At 59.5% G+C, this 17,834-nt stretch carries 18 protein-coding genes and 1 pseudogene; 15 read left to right on the forward strand and 4 right to left on the reverse strand.

Going from position 1 to position 17,834, the window contains the following annotated elements; all coding sequences use genetic code 11:
* Nucleotides 1-46: 46 nt before the first annotated feature.
* Nucleotides 47-247, forward strand: a pseudogene (locus HGP16_RS29870) (transposase); the annotation flags it as partial.
* Here HGP16_RS29870 and HGP16_RS29875 read toward each other — a convergent pair.
* Complete coding sequence (locus HGP16_RS29875; RefSeq protein WP_168843567.1) at nt 230-877, reverse strand: TetR/AcrR family transcriptional regulator; 648 nt, start codon at nt 875-877, stop codon at nt 230-232. The pseudogene HGP16_RS29870 and the gene HGP16_RS29875 overlap by 18 nt on opposite strands.
* Before the next feature lie 217 nt (nt 878-1,094).
* Here HGP16_RS29875 and HGP16_RS29880 point away from each other — a divergent pair, with 217 nt between their 5' ends.
* The 8 genes from HGP16_RS29880 (at nt 1,095) to HGP16_RS29915 (ending at nt 8,173) form a co-directional block, all read left to right on the forward strand.
* Nucleotides 1,095-1,988: an NAD(P)/FAD-dependent oxidoreductase gene (locus HGP16_RS29880; RefSeq protein ID WP_168843568.1), complete on the forward strand. Its 894-nt coding sequence runs from the start codon at nt 1,095-1,097 to the stop codon at nt 1,986-1,988.
* 55 nt (nt 1,989-2,043) lie between these two features.
* On the forward strand, nt 2,044-2,424 hold the full coding sequence (locus HGP16_RS29885) for an antibiotic biosynthesis monooxygenase (protein WP_168843569.1): 381 nt from the start codon (nt 2,044-2,046) through the stop codon (nt 2,422-2,424).
* Nucleotides 2,425-2,510: 86 nt separating this feature from the next.
* Entirely contained in the window at nt 2,511-2,984 is a 474-nt protein-coding gene (locus tag HGP16_RS29890; RefSeq protein WP_168843570.1) for an isoprenylcysteine carboxylmethyltransferase family protein, read from the forward strand.
* A 321-nt stretch (nt 2,985-3,305) separates the two neighbouring features.
* On the forward strand, nt 3,306-4,343 hold the full coding sequence (locus HGP16_RS29895) for an IS110 family transposase (protein ID WP_168843563.1): 1,038 nt from the start codon (nt 3,306-3,308) through the stop codon (nt 4,341-4,343).
* 499 nt (nt 4,344-4,842) lie between these two features.
* Entirely contained in the window at nt 4,843-5,784 is a 942-nt protein-coding gene (locus tag HGP16_RS29900; protein WP_168843571.1) for a LysR family transcriptional regulator, read from the forward strand.
* A gap of 169 nt (nt 5,785-5,953) precedes the next feature.
* Entirely contained in the window at nt 5,954-6,709 is a 756-nt protein-coding gene (locus HGP16_RS29905) for an SDR family NAD(P)-dependent oxidoreductase (protein WP_168843572.1), read from the forward strand.
* 58 nt (nt 6,710-6,767) lie between these two features.
* Nucleotides 6,768-7,769: a zinc-binding dehydrogenase gene (locus HGP16_RS29910; protein ID WP_168843573.1), complete on the forward strand. Its 1,002-nt coding sequence runs from the start codon at nt 6,768-6,770 to the stop codon at nt 7,767-7,769.
* A gap of 50 nt (nt 7,770-7,819) precedes the next feature.
* Nucleotides 7,820-8,173, forward strand: coding sequence for a putative quinol monooxygenase (locus tag HGP16_RS29915; protein WP_168843574.1), 354 nt, complete (start codon nt 7,820-7,822; stop codon nt 8,171-8,173).
* A gap of 38 nt (nt 8,174-8,211) precedes the next feature.
* On the opposite strand, the gene HGP16_RS29920 is transcribed toward HGP16_RS29915, so the two are convergent.
* The 3 genes from HGP16_RS29920 to HGP16_RS29930 all read right to left on the reverse strand — a co-directional run bounded on the left by HGP16_RS29920 (nt 8,212) and on the right by HGP16_RS29930 (nt 11,000).
* Nucleotides 8,212-9,084, reverse strand: coding sequence for an AraC family transcriptional regulator (locus HGP16_RS29920; RefSeq protein ID WP_168843575.1), 873 nt, complete (start codon nt 9,082-9,084; stop codon nt 8,212-8,214).
* A gap of 171 nt (nt 9,085-9,255) precedes the next feature.
* Complete coding sequence (locus HGP16_RS29925; protein ID WP_168843576.1) at nt 9,256-10,134, reverse strand: helix-turn-helix domain-containing protein; 879 nt, start codon at nt 10,132-10,134, stop codon at nt 9,256-9,258.
* Nucleotides 10,131-11,000 carry an AraC family transcriptional regulator gene (locus HGP16_RS29930; protein WP_168843577.1) on the reverse strand — a complete coding sequence of 290 codons (870 nt, stop codon included), beginning with the start codon at nt 10,998-11,000 and terminating at the stop codon, nt 10,131-10,133. The genes HGP16_RS29925 and HGP16_RS29930 overlap by 4 nt, the downstream gene beginning before the upstream one ends.
* Before the next feature lie 358 nt (nt 11,001-11,358).
* On the opposite strand from HGP16_RS29930, the gene HGP16_RS29935 reads away from it, so the two are divergent.
* The 6 genes from HGP16_RS29935 (at nt 11,359) to HGP16_RS29960 (ending at nt 17,806) form a co-directional block, all read left to right on the forward strand.
* The gene (locus HGP16_RS29935) at nt 11,359-12,201 is read left to right on the forward strand and encodes an alpha/beta fold hydrolase (RefSeq protein ID WP_246705640.1); all 843 of its coding nucleotides are present in this window, start codon (nt 11,359-11,361) and stop codon (nt 12,199-12,201) included.
* 197 nt (nt 12,202-12,398) lie between these two features.
* The gene (locus HGP16_RS29940) at nt 12,399-13,583 is read left to right on the forward strand and encodes an MFS transporter (RefSeq protein WP_168843579.1); all 1,185 of its coding nucleotides are present in this window, start codon (nt 12,399-12,401) and stop codon (nt 13,581-13,583) included.
* 166 nt (nt 13,584-13,749) lie between these two features.
* Complete coding sequence (locus HGP16_RS29945) at nt 13,750-14,583, forward strand: alpha/beta fold hydrolase (RefSeq protein WP_205927590.1); 834 nt, start codon at nt 13,750-13,752, stop codon at nt 14,581-14,583.
* 24 nt (nt 14,584-14,607) lie between these two features.
* A complete protein-coding gene (locus HGP16_RS29950) occupies nt 14,608-15,876 on the forward strand; it encodes an epoxide hydrolase family protein (RefSeq protein WP_168843580.1) in 1,269 nt (422 codons plus the stop codon).
* Nucleotides 15,877-15,905: 29 nt separating this feature from the next.
* Entirely contained in the window at nt 15,906-16,349 is a 444-nt protein-coding gene (locus HGP16_RS29955) for a nuclear transport factor 2 family protein (RefSeq protein ID WP_168843581.1), read from the forward strand.
* Between the two features lie 173 nt (nt 16,350-16,522).
* Nucleotides 16,523-17,806, forward strand: a complete 1,284-nt coding sequence (locus HGP16_RS29960; RefSeq protein WP_246705637.1) for an epoxide hydrolase family protein — start codon at nt 16,523-16,525, stop codon at nt 17,804-17,806.
* Nucleotides 17,807-17,834: the final 28 nt, after the last annotated feature.

Here is a 17,834-nt window from a genome sequence, read left to right on the forward strand (position 1 = left end):
TCAATACCGAATGAGGATCTCTGCAATCGACCTGCAGCCCGGAGCAACGATCCTTGCCGACAAGGCATATGATACAGATGCAATTCGTAGCTTTGCCAAACAACGCAAGTGCTGGGCGAACATCCCTGCAGAGGCCAACCGCAAAAAGACCTTCAGTTTCAGTCCGTGGGTCTACCGTCAGCGAAATCAGGTGGAGCGCTTCTTCAATCGCATCAAACAGATGCGGGGATTACCCGCCCGCATCGACGTTGCCGCGGTGCGCGGCTATGAACATGCCGACGGCTGAGCGGCAGTAGGATTCTATCTCGCTATCGTCCGATCCTTTAGCCTCATCGAAGCGTGCGATAATCGCGAGATCTGAGCCCTTGAACAGTGCTGCAAATAAGCGGGCGGACTGAAAAGGATCAGGCACGTTCAGGAGCGCCTTCGAATGCAACTGGCGCAACAATCCCTCGATTTGCGCAGTGATATGGGCGGGCCCTGCTTCGTAGTGGAGCTTGCTCAATGACTTCTGGTTTGGAGTGTCGGCCATGACCATGGCCTCAACATTGCGGACTTCCGGGCGCAGAAGCGTGCGAAGCAGTGACGATCCCGCCGCCATGAGCTGATCGTCGGCTGAGCCGGCGACGCCTTCAAAAAGTTTCTGCGGAATTAACTGCTGGCAGCGTGCTGCAAAGGCCGCGCCAAACAGCGCTTCCTTGTTTTCAAAGTGCTTGTAGATGCTAAGCTTGGATATCTTCGCGCGCTGGGCGACCATATCCAATGTCGCCGCATGAAATCCCAGCTCCTCAAACAGTTCGCACGCTGCATTGACGATTGTTTGGCCAAGCGCCTCGTTGGCGGGCCGACCGCGTCGGTTTTGGACATTTTCACTCATGGCAATTGCGATCCTTGACAGTATCGTTATTTGGCCTTACGATACCATTCAGTATCTAAAATATGCAAGTCAAAACGCTGACCCAAGCCACGAGGGCACGGTCCAACGAAGAACATCGCTCAAGTTGGCTGCGCTATCCGCCATCGGGGTCCCTAGTTCTCAGGCAGCGGTCGCGCCCAACTCAACGCTTTCGATCCGCAACTCGGAGTATATCACCATGAATGACGCCATCATCATCGGCGGCAGCTTTGCTGGCCTCGCCGCCGCCCTGCAGCTCGGCCGTGCGCGTCGCAAAGTCATCGTTCTCGACACCGGCCTTCAGCGCAACCGCTTCGCTGGGCGCTCGCACGGTGTGCTCGGCCACGATGACAAGCCACCGTCCGAAATCCTGGCTGCGGCGCGGCAGCAACTCACGCGCTATCCTGCGATCAAAATGGTCAATACCCGCGCCGACAGCATCTCCGGCACCATCGACAATTTCTCCGTCCTCACTGGCGACGGTGAAACCCTTAGCGCGCGCCGGCTGATCCTGAGCTATGGCGTTGTCGACCAAATGCCTGATGTTCCGGGTTTTGCCGAGAACTGGGGCACATCCGTCATCCCGTGCCCCTATTGCGACGGCTTCGAGGTTGCTGATCAGCATTGGGGCCTCGCCTGGTTCCGCCCGCAGTCGCACATTCAGGTCAAACTGTTTCAGCATTGGACCGACAGGTTGACTGTCTTCGCAGATGGTCACGACATTGCCCCCGATGTCCGGGCCGATCTCGCGCATCGCAATATACCGATCGTTGAGGGCCGGATCACCGGGATCGCACGCCATGGCGACCATGGCGCCACCGTCAAGCTCGATGCTGGCCCCGATGTCGCGGTCGACATCCTGTTCGCGCATCCGCCGATCAATCCGTCCGCACCCCTGCATGACGCACTGGGACTTGCCACGGTCCAAACGCCCCTCGGCAGCGTTCTCAAGGTCGACGAGCGCCGCGAGACCAGCATGCCCGGCATCTACGCCGCCGGCGATCTAGCCACCCCCGGGATGCCCTCGGTCACCAATGCTATATGGCAAGGCGCGACCGCGGGTATCTCCGCCCAGCAATCAATGCTGATTTGAGAGCAACTAGCATCGATCCCGCCGCTTCAATTTCACAATAGACAGGACCGCCACCATGGCCGCCGCAAAGCCATTCGAACCTTTGGACGAGAGATTTCCGTTTGGCCGCCAACTCGGTATCGAGGCCGCGCCCCTCGTGCTCATCAACCTCTTCACAGTCGTCGATCCCGCCGACGAAGCGGGCTTTCTGGACGCTTTCAAGGCGGCTGCCGAGGTCATAACGAAGGCGCCGGGCTTCATTTCCATGCAACTGCATCGAGCGATCGGCGATAGCCCGACTTATCTGAACTATGTGGTGTGGGAATCCACCGAGGCGGTCCGCACCGCCTTTACTGATCCCGAGTTCCTCGCGAAACTCCCAGCATATCCTTCATCCGTCGTCGCCAAGCCCCACCTTTTCCAAAAGGTCGCCGTTCCCGGCTTCTGCGTTGCCTGACTTGGGAGATACGGTAAGGCGCGGCGGCGGGTATGTCCGCCCAGCACAGTCGACGCTGGTTTGAGAGCGAAGATTGGAGGATAAGCATGGCCGTCGAGCCGGACAGCGTGGGTGTGCGCTTCCCTCCGCCCTTCGTCTACTCGGGAGCGCTGCTGTTGGGGCTGGTGGCGGAGCGGTTCGTCACCCTGCGCTCTTTCGGCATCGACTGGCGGTTGTTAGTCGCAACGGGTGCGCTGCTGTTCGTTGCCGGCGCGGCAATGATGCTTGCGGCGGCGGGGCTGTTCCGCCAGCTTGGCATCAACGCGCCACCCTCGCGGCCAACGACCCAGATCGCAACGACCGGTCCCTATCGGTGGAGCCGCAATCCCATGTATCTCGCCATGGCGCTTATCTATGCCGGCCTTGCGATCAGCCTCGACGGGCCAATTGCCCTCGCCATGCTACCTTTGGTGCTGATCACGATCCAGACGCAGGTGATCGCCCGCGAGGAACGCTATCTCGAAGCGAAATTCGGCGAAGAGTACCGAAGCTATAAGGCCAGGGTTCGCCGCTGGTTCTGACTATTCCCTGCTACGGCACCGAAGCCAGTGTTGGCATCCTCCATGCGGCCGCTCTTCGGGATGCATGGCATACATGAACTTGGCTAACGTCGGATTGACTTGCCAGACAGCGCCTTCACTCGCCGCAGGGCGGTGATCCCACCCGCGACACGCAACAAATCGTGGACAAGTTGGACTGTTTCCATGGATGGCATCGACGCCGTGATCGCTATTGGCGCGAAGCCGTCGAAGCCTTCGCCTTGATGTTGGAGTGGACGGCCCCTGAACGGCATCGAAATGTGCCAGAATGAGCTGTTAAGATCTCAATCGAAGGGGCCGCCCATGGACAAGATTATTCGTATTGGCATGGATACGTCAAAACATGTTTTTCAGTTGCATGGCGTGAATGCTGGAGAGAAGCCGGTCTTGCGTAAGAAAATGCGACGAAAGGAGATGATCGATTTCTTCACGACCTGCCCGCCAACTTTGGTCGCGATCGAAGCCTGTGGTGGTTCGCATCATTGGGCACGGCTGCTCACCTCATTCGGGCATGAGGTAAAAATGATCGCGCCACAACTTGCTAAGCCCTACGTCAAACGGAACAAGAACGACGCGGCCGATGCCGAAGGGCTCTGCGAGGCACTGAGCCGCCCAACGATGCGGTTTGTTCCGGTTAAGACAGCTGATGAACAAGCGGCACTCATGCTGATCAGCGTCCGTACCCGCCTCATAGCCAACCGCACCCAACTCGCCAACGCAATCCGGGGCTACGCCAATGAGTTTGGTGTCTCCGCAGCCAAGGGGTTGGCACATATCCCTCTGCTGCTTGAAAGAATACAAGCCGACGGGACTGTGCCAGAGCTTGCACAGGAATTGTTCATGAGCCAGGCTGAGGAATATGCTCAACTGGAAATGAAGATTGCGGATGTGGAGGCCAAGGTAAAGGCATGGCAGCGTAACGACGAACGCAGCATACGTCTCAACACCATTCCCGGCATTGGCCCAATCGGTTCGGCTCTTTTGATAATGAAGACACCTGCTCCGGAACTCTTCAAATCTGGTCGCCAGTTCGCAGCCTGGATAGGGTTGACGCCAAAGGATCATTCGACCGGCGGCAAGCTGCGGCTCGGCGGTATCACGCGAGCCGGCGATGAAGCTCTGCGGGCTGTCTTGGTGGCTGGAGCAACCGCTGTCATTCATCACGCCCGGCGATCTGGCAAGGCTTCTCGATGGTTGGCGGAACTGCTCAGGCGCAAACCGCCTAAACTGGCAGCTGTCGCACTAGCTAACAAGATGGCGCGCATGGCCTGGAAGCTCATGGTCTCCGGAGAGACATACAGCGCACAATCAGGACCAGCCTTGACGGGATGCGCCGCATGAAGATTGGGAAGCAAGAACTCGAAACAACCTGATCTTCACCACGCGTTGGTGATATACAACTTGCAAGATAATAGCAGATGGTGTGATCGATCGATCCGGGACACAGGATACCCCGGGAATCCCATTGGCCTCTCAAGGCCGCCTTGATGTTTGGGACCTGTGTTGCGGAAACCATCTTGGCCAGCGTTCATGTGCGAACGCACCAACAGGCCGGACATATGGACGCAAGCGATCAGATCAAATTATCTCAAATATCTTGCGAGTCGGGGGCCGTCCACATATGGGATATGAACCTATGGCCGGTGCTACAGAAAGCTAAGCGACTGAAAAATTGGATTTTGACCGAAAACGACAGTTCAAAATTCAGCGGCCGCGCACGGGCGTCTATTTCGTTCCATCAACGTCGCAAAATCATCCAGCTGGAGCAATAACTTGCATGGCATGTGCCATCTGTCGGATATAGATTCCATCTCAACGAACCCGATCATGCAGGCATTCAGTGGATCAGATACTCGCCATTCGAACGTTTGTCCGCGTCGCCGAAGCCGGCTCTTTCGCCAAGGCAGCGGATACGCTGAACCTGCCCCGATCCTCCGTCAGCAAACTCGTGCAGGATCTTGAGGCGCATCTCGGGACGAAGCTCGTGGAGCGCACCACGCGGTCGGTCACGATGACCAGCGAGGGTGTGGCCTATCACGAGCGCGCGCTGAAGCTGCTCGCCGATCTCGACGACATGGACGGCACTGTCGCCGGTTCCCGCAGTGCGCCCAAGGGAAAGCTGCGCGTCGACATTGGCTCGGTGCTGGCAAACCGGATCCTTATCCCGGCGCTCGCCGATTTTCAGCGTCAGTACCCTCATATCGACCTGCTGCTCGGCGTCAGCGATCGGCCCGCCGACGTCGTCAGTGAGGGGATCGATTGCGTCATTCGCGGCGGAGCGCTCAGTGACTCCTCGATGAAGGCGCGAAAGCTGTGCGAACTGGACTACGTCATTTGCGCGTCGCCCGCCTATCTGGATAACCTGAAGTTGCCCGAGCGGCCGGAGGATATCGAGGCGCATCGGATCGTCAGCTACTTCTCTGCATCGTCGGGAAAGAGGTTTCCGCTGAGGTTCCAGCGCGGCGATGAGCGCAGCGAATATCTCCCGACCTCTAGCGGCATCTCGGTCAACGAGAGCACCGCGCATTTGAACGCGCTGCTCGCTGGGCTCGGGATCGGCCAGAGCTTCGGCTTCCTGGCGCGACCTCATTTTGAGAGCGGCGCGCTTGTCGAACTCCTACCCGACTGGAAGCCGGACAATCATCCGCTGCACCTCGTCTACCCGGCCGATCGATTTCCAAACCCGCGGCTGCGCGCCTTCACGGAGTGGGCGGCGAAGATATTCGAAACCGTCGATGCCAGACGCGATGTGACGACGCAGACCATCCATCCACATGGATGATGTCTCCACCTTGAGCGGCTTCTCGCCGCCAAGCTGACGAACTAACTTCTCCCCATCGGACGGCGACGAGGCCAACAGCCAACGCCACCTCCCGAACAGTTTGAGAATTTCAACAGGCCGCGCGCATTCGGGCTGAACCCTTTCATGCGCCCAGCAACAGGAGAGTAAAATGACCAACAGACTCGAAAACAAGGTTGCCGTCGTCACCGGGGCAACCAGCGGGATCGGCCTTGCAACGGCCAAGCTTTTCGCCGCGGAAGGTGCACGTGTCTACATCACAGGCCGCCGCAAGGACGTCCTCGACAAGGCTATCGCCGAGATCGGTCACGGCGCGATCGGCGTGCAGGCGGACTCCGCGAAGAATGAAGATCTCGACAAGTTGTTCGCCCAGGTAACGGAAGAACAGGGCCGCCTCGACGCCCTCGTTGTCAATGCTGGTGGCGGTAGCATGCTTCCACTCGGCCAGATCACTCAGGAACAGGTCGAAGACACCTTCGGTCGCAACGTGAAGGCCGTCATCTTCACCGTCCAGAAAGCGCTTCCGCTGCTGGGCAAAGGCTCGTCGGTGGTGCTAACGGGCTCGACCGCCGGTACCGAAGGTACGGCTGCCTTCTCCGTTTACTCCGCTTCGAAGGCGGCGGTCCGCAATCTGGCCCGCTCCTGGGCGCTCGACCTGAAGGGCACCGGCATCCGCGTCAACGTCGTCTCGCCCGGCGCCACACGCACCCCTGGCCTAGTCGAACTCGCCGGTGACGACAAGGAACAGCAGCAGGGCCTGCTTGACTATCTCGCCTCTCGCATCCCGCTCGGCCGCGTCGGCGAATCCGAGGAAATCGCCAAGGCAACCCTATTCCTCGCTTCTGACGACGCAAGCTTCGTCAACGGCGCCGAGCTCTTCGCCGACGGCGGCCAGGCCCAGGTCTAACCCAATAACAGGAGCGGCTGACGGCCGCTCCGCTTCTCATTCTCAAGGAGAGCCCGCGATGCGTGCCGCAGTCTATTTCAAGCATGGGAAGCCTGAGGACGTTCTTCAGGCAGTCGAAGTCGAAGATCTGAAGCGTCCGGCACACAACGAAGTGCTGATCCGGGTGCTTCTCCGGCCAGTCCACCACGGCGACCTTCTCGGCATAGCCGGACGCTACCAGCCGGGAGCCGTGGTTCCGAAGGAGGGCGTGCGCGTCGGCTTCGAGGGCTACGGCATCGTCGAGGAAGCAGGCGATGGAGCCGCCTTGAGGCCAGGCACCCGCGTCGCCTTCTTCCCCGGCCGAGGCGCGTGGAGCGAAAAGGCCATCGTCTCGGCCGAATACGTCACCGAGATCCCTGATGACGTCTCGGACGTGGCCGCTGCTCAGCTACATGTCAATCCGCTGACGACGGCGCTTCTCTTGCGGGCCGTCGAGACATCCGGCGCGAAACCGGGCCGCGACGTCGTCGTTCTCACCGCCGCCGGATCTGCCGTTGCCAGACTGGTGATCGGACTGCTTCTCGATCGCGGCTTCGATGTCGTCGGCGTCGTCCGGCGGGAAGCCGGCGTGAACGAACTCAACGTCGTGTATCCGGATCTGCCGGTGGTTTCCACAGACAAGTCAGGCTGGCAGGACAAGGTCGTTACGGCCGCCGACGGCCATCCCATCGGCGTGGTGCTCGACCCTGTTGGCGGCGAGACGGCCAGTGCGGCAGTCGGGCTGCTCGCCCAAGGCGGCAGCCTTGTGTCTTACGGCGATCTTTCCGGGCAGCCGATCTCGGTCCCCGCGCTTTACTTTTCGACACGCGACATCCGGCTGTCAGGCGTGACGGTCGGGCGGTGGGCTGGCTTGCCTGTCGAAGTCCGCAAGGCCGATCTCAAGTTGGCGCTTGAGCTTGCAGCCGGCAAACCGGAGCTCTTTCGGGTCGAGCAGACGTTCGATCTCGCGGATGTCGGCAAGGCCGCCGCCCTTGTCGAAAAACCCGGCAAATCCGGCACGGTTCTGATTGCGTCGCGCTAGGCGCCGGGTACCCGAAAGACACTGTCAGCCAGCCAAAGGAGAAAACGGTAATGGCCGACCACGACAAGACACTGCCGACGAATGTGCTCGTCAGCGCCTATTTTCGTGTCCATCCAGATGATCGGCAGACCTTCATCGATGCGGTGATCCCGGACATGAAGGCGGCGGCCGAGATCGAAGGATGCATTTTCTACGCCTTCGCGCAGGATCTGACGGACCCGAACACCTTCCACCTTGTCGAGGGTTGGAGAGACGAGGCCGCCTATGAAGCGCACGAGAACTCTCCGATCTTTCTGGAGGCTCTGAGCAGGGTGGTAAAGAATGTCCGGATCCTCGACCGACAGGGTATCCGCTACGATGTCGCAAAGCAGCACATCGACGACCCGCGCGGTCGCGTCTCCTGACACCATAGGGATTGCAGCATCATATCGGCGGCGCGCGGCTAGCGAAAGCTGTTGTCGCGCCGCCAGACTGCCGGCGTCAGGCCGGACCGCTTCTTGAATGTGCGGATCAGGTGCATGGCGTCACCGAACCCGGTTGCTTCGGCGATGACGTCAAGCGGAGCCTCCGAGTTGAGGAGAAGCCCCTGGACCATCTTGATCCTCTCGTCGAGTTGCCACTGGTATGGCGAGGTTCCGGTCGACGCCTTGAACGCACGACAAAAGTGCCATTGTGAGTGGCCAAGCAGCGCGGCGAGTTCTCCAAGTTCGATCGGGCGAGGAAGCCTGCTGCGCATATAGTCCGTTACGCGGCGGACCTGCCACGGGGCCAGCTTCTTGGGCTGACGTTCGATGGACGGAATAGCGCTCAACAAGGCGAGCACGCCGGCGACGAGGCTGTCACCAAACAGCGAGGAAGAAGCGCCGACGTCGGAAATATCTATCAGCATCTTTACCAAGGACAGGATGCGTGGATCGCTGAATCGCAACCGTGGCTCTTCGAAAACAGCCGGCCTGAAATCGCCCTGCAGCCGCTCTTCCAAGCGAGGGACGTCGAACACGATCATTGCATATCGGGCATATCGGAGCCGGCCTGCATAACCCCACCACGGCATCCCGCGAGATATCACCGCCATATGGTTGATGCTGTGCTCGATGGGGTTGGCCTGGTCTCGTTTAAGCCTGCATTCCGTCGCGCTTCCGACCTCAGCAAGACTGACGGTGAACCGCGTTTCGTTGGCATGCGGCATCGGATGGATGACGCGGCCCTCGGCATGCTCGTGGATGTCTTCGACGGTGGCACCGTTCCACGTCCAACTTCTTCTCTCGATACTGAGGACGTTTTCTGGAAGATCGCTCTCAAATACCGTTGCCATTTCGATAGCCTGAACCGTGAAGCCGGGAATGCCCTTTCAGGGGCATGTTTCATGACAAGCAAATTTACTCAGCTTTGGATCTGCGACAACACCCGTTCATCGACGTTTCGGCGATTTCAGCAAGAACGTACATGTCCGCAAAAAGTTACAGTTCTTCGCCTCGCAGCTGGATCATGCCCTATGCGTGCGCCGCCACGCCGCCGGCGGCATCCACGTCTTTCTTCGGAATTGCCGGCTCAGGTGCATCTGGTCCGAGAAACCGGTCGCGACGGCTATATCCTCGATGGTTTGGTCAGTCTTGAGAAGCAGGTGGCGTGCCTGCTTCAAGCGGGCATCCAACTGCCATTGGTAAGGCGACAATCCAGTCGATGCCTTGAATGCACGCGCAAAATGCCATTGTGAAAGGCCAACCAGGGACGCGAGTTCCTGGAGTTCGACCTGTTTCGGAAGGCGAAGCCTCATGTAGTCCGTCACCCGATTCAGCTGCCAGCTTGCCAGCGTTCCGGATCGGGCATGCGTTTCCCGCGATTCGAAGGCGATCGCAAAGATAGCGGCGATAAGGCTGTCGCCGTAGAGCTGGTACGAGCTGTCGTCATGGGGGATGGCGACGAGCATGTTCACAAGGGTCCATATCCGCGGTTCCGCGAACCGCAACCGCGGCGCCTCCCCCGTCGTAGGCGCCACCTGATGCTCCAGGCGCTCGGTCAGAGCATCGAGGTCGAACATGACCGTCGCGTCGTAGCAATAGCCGAGTTTGGAAGAGTAGCCCCAAAGCGGCGTCCCGGCCGGCGCGAAAGCCATATAGCGTGCCTTGTGTTCGACGGCACATGGTACATTCTTGCTCAAGCGTGGTTCGGTGATGCCGCCCACCTCGTCGAGATTGATCGACAGTCGCGTCTGGTTCTCGTAGCCAAGCGGATGCAGGATCTCACCCTCTGTATAATGTGCTTTGGTGATATCGATGCGTACGCCGTTCCAGCTTTGCGTGCGCGTGGCGATGCTACTGATGTTGTAGGGCAAGCCGAGAAGTTCTGCTTCGCGTGTATTCATCGCCGAGTGCGTCTCCACGCATGAGGGGTTTCGCCTGTTCGTCTCTTGAATGCGCGGCTGAGATGCGCGGCATCGCAGAAGCCGACGCTTTTAGCAACGGAATCAAGGGGAGCGTCAGTTTGGAGTAGCAGACCCTGTGCGATCTCCAATCTTTTCTCGAGCTGCCATTGATAGGGGGACAGGCCGGTCGAAGACTTGAAGGCACGGCAGAAATGCCATTGCGACATCCCCGCAAGTTCCGATAGCTCCCGAAGCCCGATCTTTTCCGGTAACTGATCTTGCAGATAAGAGGCGACCAGCGAGAACGTTTGGTCGGTGAGCTTGGCCCTTGCCGCGGGCGGCTCTTCGTCTGACGACAACAGCGCGAACACCGCCGACGTCAGGCTGTCGCCCAGCAACGTCATTGACGCATCGTCCTTCGGGATGGCGATGAGCATCCGCACGAGTGCATGAATCCGATCGTCCGTGAAACGCATACGAAGGCGCGCGAAACTTTGGGCGTCGAAATCCTCCTGGAATTTCGCCTCCAGCTTCTCCAGATCAAACAACAGCAGCGCGTACCGGCTATAGTGCAGTCCCTGCGTCGCGTGACCCCAAAGCTGCATTCCCCGTGGTACCAATGTCATATGGTTGGGCTTGTGGTCTAGAGTACAGGCTTGCTGCGGTTTCAGGCGGGGCTCCGTAATACCTCCAACTTCGTCGATTGCCATGGCGATGCCGGTTTCCTCTTCGTTCAGCAGCGAATGCAGAACTTCCCCCTTGGTGTACTCGTGTACGTCGACGATGGTCACGCCATTCCAGGACTGAGCGCTGCGATCGATCCGAACAACGTTTTCATGAAGATCCCTCGCCCTTTCGCCACTCATCTCCCTGCCGATCTCCCTTGATCTCGCGGCAAACACACCGGTCAGAGCGAAACCTACCCATTCGGCTGGTCGGGTAAACCGTTGAAATCGTCCGAGCCGAAGTTTGGCGCAAGAATGTGCAGCTTGCGCAAGAACGCGCATCGTCTGCCCTGCGTTGGCGGATTAGTTTCTGCACGTTCCTTTTAGAGACCTCGAACGGAAACCTCCGACAGTGACCTTGAATGACAAGACCCTGCCTCTCGCCCGGCGCGATGCGCTGCTGACGGGCACCGCGCTGGCCGCGACGATATCGCTCTCAGCAGCGCCGAGCTTCGCCCAGACAAAATCATCGGACCTTCCCAAGGACGGAAACCAAGCCATGACCGAAAGCTTCATCAAGACCAAAGACGGCGTCGACATCTTTTTCAAGGACTGGGGCCGCAAGGATGCGCAACCGATCGTGTTCCACCACGGGTGGCCCCTGTCGTCGGACGATTGGGACGCGCAGATGCTGTTCTTCCTTCAGCATGGATATCGCGTCGTCGCCCATGACCGCCGTGGCCACGGCCGCTCGGCCCAGGTTTCCGAGGGGCATGACATGGATCACTACGCCGCCGATGCCTTTGCCGTCGTCGAGCATCTCAACCTGAAGAACGCGATTCATATCGGCCACTCCACCGGCGGCGGCGAAGTTGCCCGCTATTTCGCCAAGCACGGCCAGCCCGCCGGCCGCGTCGCCAAGGCGGTCCTCGTGTCCGCCGTACCGCCACTAATGGTCAAGACTGCAAGCAACCCGGAAGGCTTGCCGATCGAGGTCTTCGACGGTTTCCGCGCAGCTCTTGCCGCCAGCCGTGCGCAGTTCTTCCGTGACGTACCGGCCGGCCCCTTCTACGGCTTCAACCGCGATGGCGCCAAGGTCATGGAAGGCGTCATCCAAAATTGGTGGCGCCAGGGTATGATGGGAAGCGCAAAGGCCCACTACGAAGGCATCAAGGCTTTCTCCGAAACCGACCAGACGGAAGACCTGAAAGCAATCACGGTCCCAACGCTCGTGCTTCACGGCGAGGATGACCAGATCGTACCGATCGCTGACGCGGCCCTAAAGTCGATCAAGCTCCTGAAAAATGGGACCCTCAAGACCTATCCTGGGTTCTCGCATGGCATGCTGACGGTCAATGCGGACACGCTCAACGCCGATCTGCTTGCCTTCGTGAAGGCATAAAGACAACGGGCCGCGCAGGCGACGACATCATCCATCCCCGTGGATGATGTCTCCATGCCGGCATGCTTCTCGGCCGGGGGTTGCGCCTCTACTTTGACCGACAAAGACATCGATCGTTTGAGCTCGTTCCGGCGCCAGCCAACATATTGGTTGCGGCGGTAGGGACTTTCTGCGGCTAGCAATCTGAAGGATCCAACATGACGGCATTCAGCGCGCCTGCAGGCTCCCGATGGGATGCGGTTTTTTCAATCGCAGTTGGCACCTTCATGCTGGTGACGAGCGAGTTTCTTCCAATCGGCTTGCTGTCGCATATCGCAGAGCAGTTCGACATCGACCCGGGCCAGGCAGGCCTGTTGGTCACCACACCTGGCATCGTGGCGGCTATCGCCGCGCCCGTCTGTACAATCGCTGCGCGGGATCTGGATCGCAGGCTCTTGTTGATCGGCTTCACCATCCTTGTCCTGATTTCGAACCTCGTCGTCGCAATCGCCTCCAGCATCGAGCTCGCAATTATCGGCCGAGCCTTGCTTGGCGTCAGCGTCGGGGGCTTCTGGACCTTCGCCGCAGCTGTTGGGCGGAAGCTCGTTTCCGGCAAGGAGGGCAATCGCGCGACATCGATCATCATGGCGGGAATATCGATTGGGACAGTCATCGGCGTACCACTCGGATCCGCACTCGGGAGCGTCATGGGTTGGCGGTTGTCGCTTATTGCCGTTGCCGCACTTTGCCTGATCGTCGCGGTGGCGCAGGCAATCCTCCTGCCGAAAATTCTCATCGAGACCGGACAGTCGTTGGCAGGGCTGCTTGACGCAGCGCGCAGTCGCAGCCTGACGCTCGCCTTTGCCGCGACGGGCTTAGCCGCGGGCGGTCACTTTGCCGCCTACACGTACCTTGAGCCTCACCTGAATACAAATGCGCGACTTGATCCGACAGCACTTGGCCTTTTCCTAGCGATATACGGCGCTTTCGGTATTGTCGGCACGTTCATTGGCGAGCATCTGAGCCGCCAGAAGCCCGCCCATGGTTTCATGCTGGTTGCCTTCGCGATGGCGATCTCTATTATCCTGACCGCGTTTTTCTCTTGGAATCTTCTTGCCGAAGGCATCGCCGTTGCCTTTTGGGGAACAGCGTTCGGCGCCGTTCCGGTCTGCGTGCAAATCTGGACCTTTGTTTCAGATCCCGCGAGGTTCGAGAGCAGCTCTGCCATCACCGTCAGCGTCTTTCAGATCGCGCTTGCAGCCGGTTCATTTTTTGGCGGGATGATCGCCGATGCACAAGGCTTTACTGCCGCTTTCGTGGCCGGTGCGTTTTTCAACCTCATGGCGGCGCTGCTAGTGGCGACGACCATGTTCCTTCCCAAATTCAGAACCAAGGAGATCTGAAGTGATCTTACGCCCTTTGACGTTTGCCACCGCCGCATTTGCCGTATTCATAGCCACGACTGATTTGGGTGTCGCTCAATCCGCAGACGTGGGCACGCCTCCCCAAGCCACAAGCGACGCAGAGCTTGTTGCCTCCCTTCCAGGCTTTCGCAACGCCGATGTTACCGTGAACGGGATAACCCTTCACTACGTCATCGGCGGACAGGGTTCGCCTGTGGTTCTACTGCCGGGTTGGCCGGAAACCTGGTGGTCCTGGCATAAGATCATGCCTGGGCTTGCGAAGTCCCATACGGTTATCTCGCTCGACATCCGCGGCATGGGACAATCTGACAAACCGACAGAAGGCTACGAGAAGAAGGTTCTCGCAAGCGACGTCCACGAACTCGTCAAAGCGCTCGGCTATAAAAAAGCGGACGTGGTTGGCCACGATATCGGCTCGATGGTCGCATTCGCCTACGCCGCCAACTTTCCGGACGCCACCGGCAAGGTAGTGATGCTGGACGTTCCGCACCCGGACGCAGAGCTCGCCAAATGGCCGCTTCTTCCGACGGTCGGAACTTTCGGCGACAGAATAGATGAAAATCACGCCTATCCCTGGTGGTTCGCCTTCCACCAGGTCAAGGGCCTGCCTGAAGACATCCTGGAGGGTCGCCAGGAGATCGAGCAAAAGTGGTTCTTCCGGTACCTGATGAAGGACGAGAGCAAGATCGACGCGCGCGACCGTGCCGTCTATGCGGCCGCCTACGCGAGCCGGGATGCGATCCGGGCCGGAAACGCCTGGTACCAGGCCTTCCCACAAGACATCCTCGATGATGGCATCTACGCCAAACTCGAAATGCCTGTTCTGGCGCTCGGCGGCCCCGGCTACGTCTGGTTGAAGACAACGCTTGAACGGAAGGCGACCGATCTGAAGGCATTCAAGATCGCCGACAGCGGTCACTTCATTGCTGAGGAGCAGCCGGAAGAGACCCTGAAATACATCACCGACTTCCTCAAATAAGACCTCGATCTCAGGAAAAAATCCATGTCAGTTCAATCGACCGACACGTCTCGCCGGCGAGTATTGCAGCTTGTCCTTGCCTTACCCGCCGCAACTGCCTTCGTTTCCCAGGCAGCGGCTCAAACGTCCTCTCCAAGTGTTCCTCCGGCCACGAAAGACATCGAGCCATTCAAGGTGTCCGTACCACAGTCCGTGCTCGACGACCTGAAGCGCCGCCTCAAGAATGCCCGGTGGCCGGATCAGGAAACCGTCTCGGACTGGTCCCAAGGCGTACCTCTTCAAAAGGCGAAGAAGCTCATCGCCTATTGGGAGGGAAAATACGATTGGCGCAAGTTCGAGAAGCGCATCAACGCCTACCCACAGTTCCGCACCGAGATCGACGGTCTCGGTATCCATTTCATCCACGTGAAGTCGAAGCATGAGAACGCCCTGCCGATCATCCTGACCCATGGATGGCCGGGATCCGTCGTGGAGTTCCTCAAGGTCATTGGTCCCCTCACCGACCCGACCGCGCACGGCGGCACGGCTGAGGACGCCTTCCACGTCGTCATTCCATCGCAGCCCGGCTTCGGCTTTTCCGACAAGCCCGCCTCAGAAGGATGGACCGTCGTACGGACCGCCAACGCCTGGGCCACGCTGATGAAGCGCCTCGGATACGACAGGTGGGTCGCGCAAGGCGGAGACTGGGGGTCGGGCGTTACCCATGCGCTCGGCCATATCCGCCCCGAAGGCCTGGTGGCAGCCCATGTGAACTGGCCGCTCGTCTTTCCGGAAAAATTCCCCGAAAACCCGACACCAGACGAAAAGGCCGCAATGGACGCGGCGATGAAGTTCGCAAACGATCAGTTCGGCTACTTCAAGGAGCAGGCGACGCGGCCCCAGACGATTGGATATGCACTCGCGGATTCACCCGTCGGCCAGGCGGCCTGGATCTACGAGAAGTTCCAGGCCTGGACGGACAATCACGGCGACCCGGAAGACGCCCTGACGGTCGACGAGATGCTCGATGACATCTCGCTCTACTGGTTTACGGACGCAGCCGCCTCGTCCGCCCGCATCTACTGGGAGAACGCCCGCAACGGCGGCGGCTTCGACGCCGGCCGGATAGAACTGCCGATGGCCGCCACGATCTTTCCGAAGGAGATCTACCGGGCGCCGAAGGCATGGGCCGAAGCCCACTGGCCGAACCTCTTTTACTGGAACGAGGTCGACAAGGGCGGTCACTTCGCCGCTTTCGAACAGCCCGACCTCTTCGCGCAGGAAATGCGCAAGGCCTTCAAGTCCATCCGCTGATCCAGCTCTAGCAAAAACAAGGAAACAACATGCCTACCAATGAAGAAATCATCCGCGAACTCTACCGGACCGCAGAAGTGAAGGACGTCGCGGCATTCGTCGCCCTCTTCGCCGAGGGCGGCTATTTCTGGGACGTGTCGGCCGGTGCGAAATATTACGGCGCCGACATTGGCAAGACGGTCGAGATCTACGCCACCGCCTTCCACGACATGCATCGCGAACTCGGAAACTTCTACGTGACCGACGACGTGGTCATCGTGGAACTGACCCTCAACGGCACGCATACAGGTCCGCTCGCCCTGCCTGCCGGAACGATACCGGCGACCGGAAAGGAAATGCACGCGCCCTGCTGCGACGTCTTCCACCTCAAGGACGGCAAGGTGACATCCTTCCATTGCTACACCGCCGCGACCATCATCATGGGTCAACTCGGTGTCTTGGGAAATCTCGGCGCGGCCATGCAGCGCGCGTGAAGATTGCTGCGATCCTGGCGGCCATGCATCCGGCTACTGCCGGTTTCTAACAGCAGCGGCGCATTCTGATCATCCATCCTCATGGATTGTATCTCCATGCGTCGCCGCTTCTGCACAGGTCGCCTGCCGCTTAGATCAAGGCAAGTCCTCGAACAAGCAGAATGGAAACACCAATGAACAATGTGAGACCCGACCGACTGAGCGATGTTGACCCGAGCCGCCGGATTTTCCTCGCAGCCGCGGCGGCTGTTTCGACCTTCTTGGCGGTTGGCGGGACGGCAGCTGCAACGCCTTCGACCGGTGGCCTGGAACTGCCGACCGCAACGTATGCCGTCGATCCATTCAGGGTGAAGATCCCGGCTGCGGCAATCGACGACCTTCGTGCTCGGCTGCGTGCGGCACGCCTGCCGGAGAAGGAAACTGTCTCCGACTGGTCGCAGGGCGCTCCCCTGAATTCGGTCGAGCCACTCTTGAGATACTGGCGCGACAGCTACGACATGCGTCGGCTGGAAAAACGCCTGAACGCCTACCCGCAATACCGTACGGAGATCGACGGCCTGGGCATTCACTTCATCCATGTGAAGTCGAAACATGCGAACGCACGCCCGTTGATCCTGACGCATGGATGGCCTGGCTCCGTCGTCGAGTTTCTCAACGTCATCGGCCCGCTGACCGATCCGATGGCCCATGGTGGCAAGGCCGAAGATGCATTCCACGTCGTCATCCCCTCGCTGCCCGGCTACGGCTTCTCCGACAAGCCGAAGGAGACCGGTTGGGGGCTGCCGCGGATCGCGCGGGCGTGGGCGCAGCTCATGGAGCGCTTGGGCTACACCGAATACTATGCGCAAGGTGGAGACTGGGGTGCGGGTGTCACGACATGGATGGCAAAGCAACATGTCGCCGGCCTGAAGGGTGTTCACCTCAATCTGCCGCTGCTGTTTCCACCGCCGATCGAAGGCACTCCTGATTCCGAGGAGCAAGCCTCGATCGCCCAGCTTGTCTCCTTCGCCACCCATCGATCCGGCTATGCCAAGATCCAGTCCACGCGACCGCAGACGATCGGATATGCGCTTGCGGACTCGCCCGTCGGTCAAGCCGGCTGGATCTACGAGAAGTTCGGCGATTGGACCGATTCGAACCATCACCCGGAAAAGGAGCTTGGCTACGACCAGATGCTGGATGACATCATGCTGTACTGGCTGACGGACACGGCGGCCTCGTCCGCACGGCTCTATGCCGAGAGCTTCGATACCGATTTCAGCCCGCAGAAGCTCGATATCCCGGTTGCGGTCAGTGTCTTTCCCGCCGAACTTTACCGTCCGCTCAGAAAATGGGGCGAGCGCATGTACTCGAGGCTGACCTACTGGAACGAGGTGGCGCGTGGTGGACACTTCGCGGCGTTCGAACAGCCTGAAATCTTTACCGAGGAACTCCGCAAGGCTTTCGCAACCATGTGAAACCTTTGCGCCGGGCGACGTCCGACGC

Source organism: Rhizobium sp. P40RR-XXII, from assembly GCF_012641405.1.
In the GTDB taxonomy this organism is placed as follows: Bacteria; Pseudomonadota; Alphaproteobacteria; order Rhizobiales; family Rhizobiaceae; genus Rhizobium.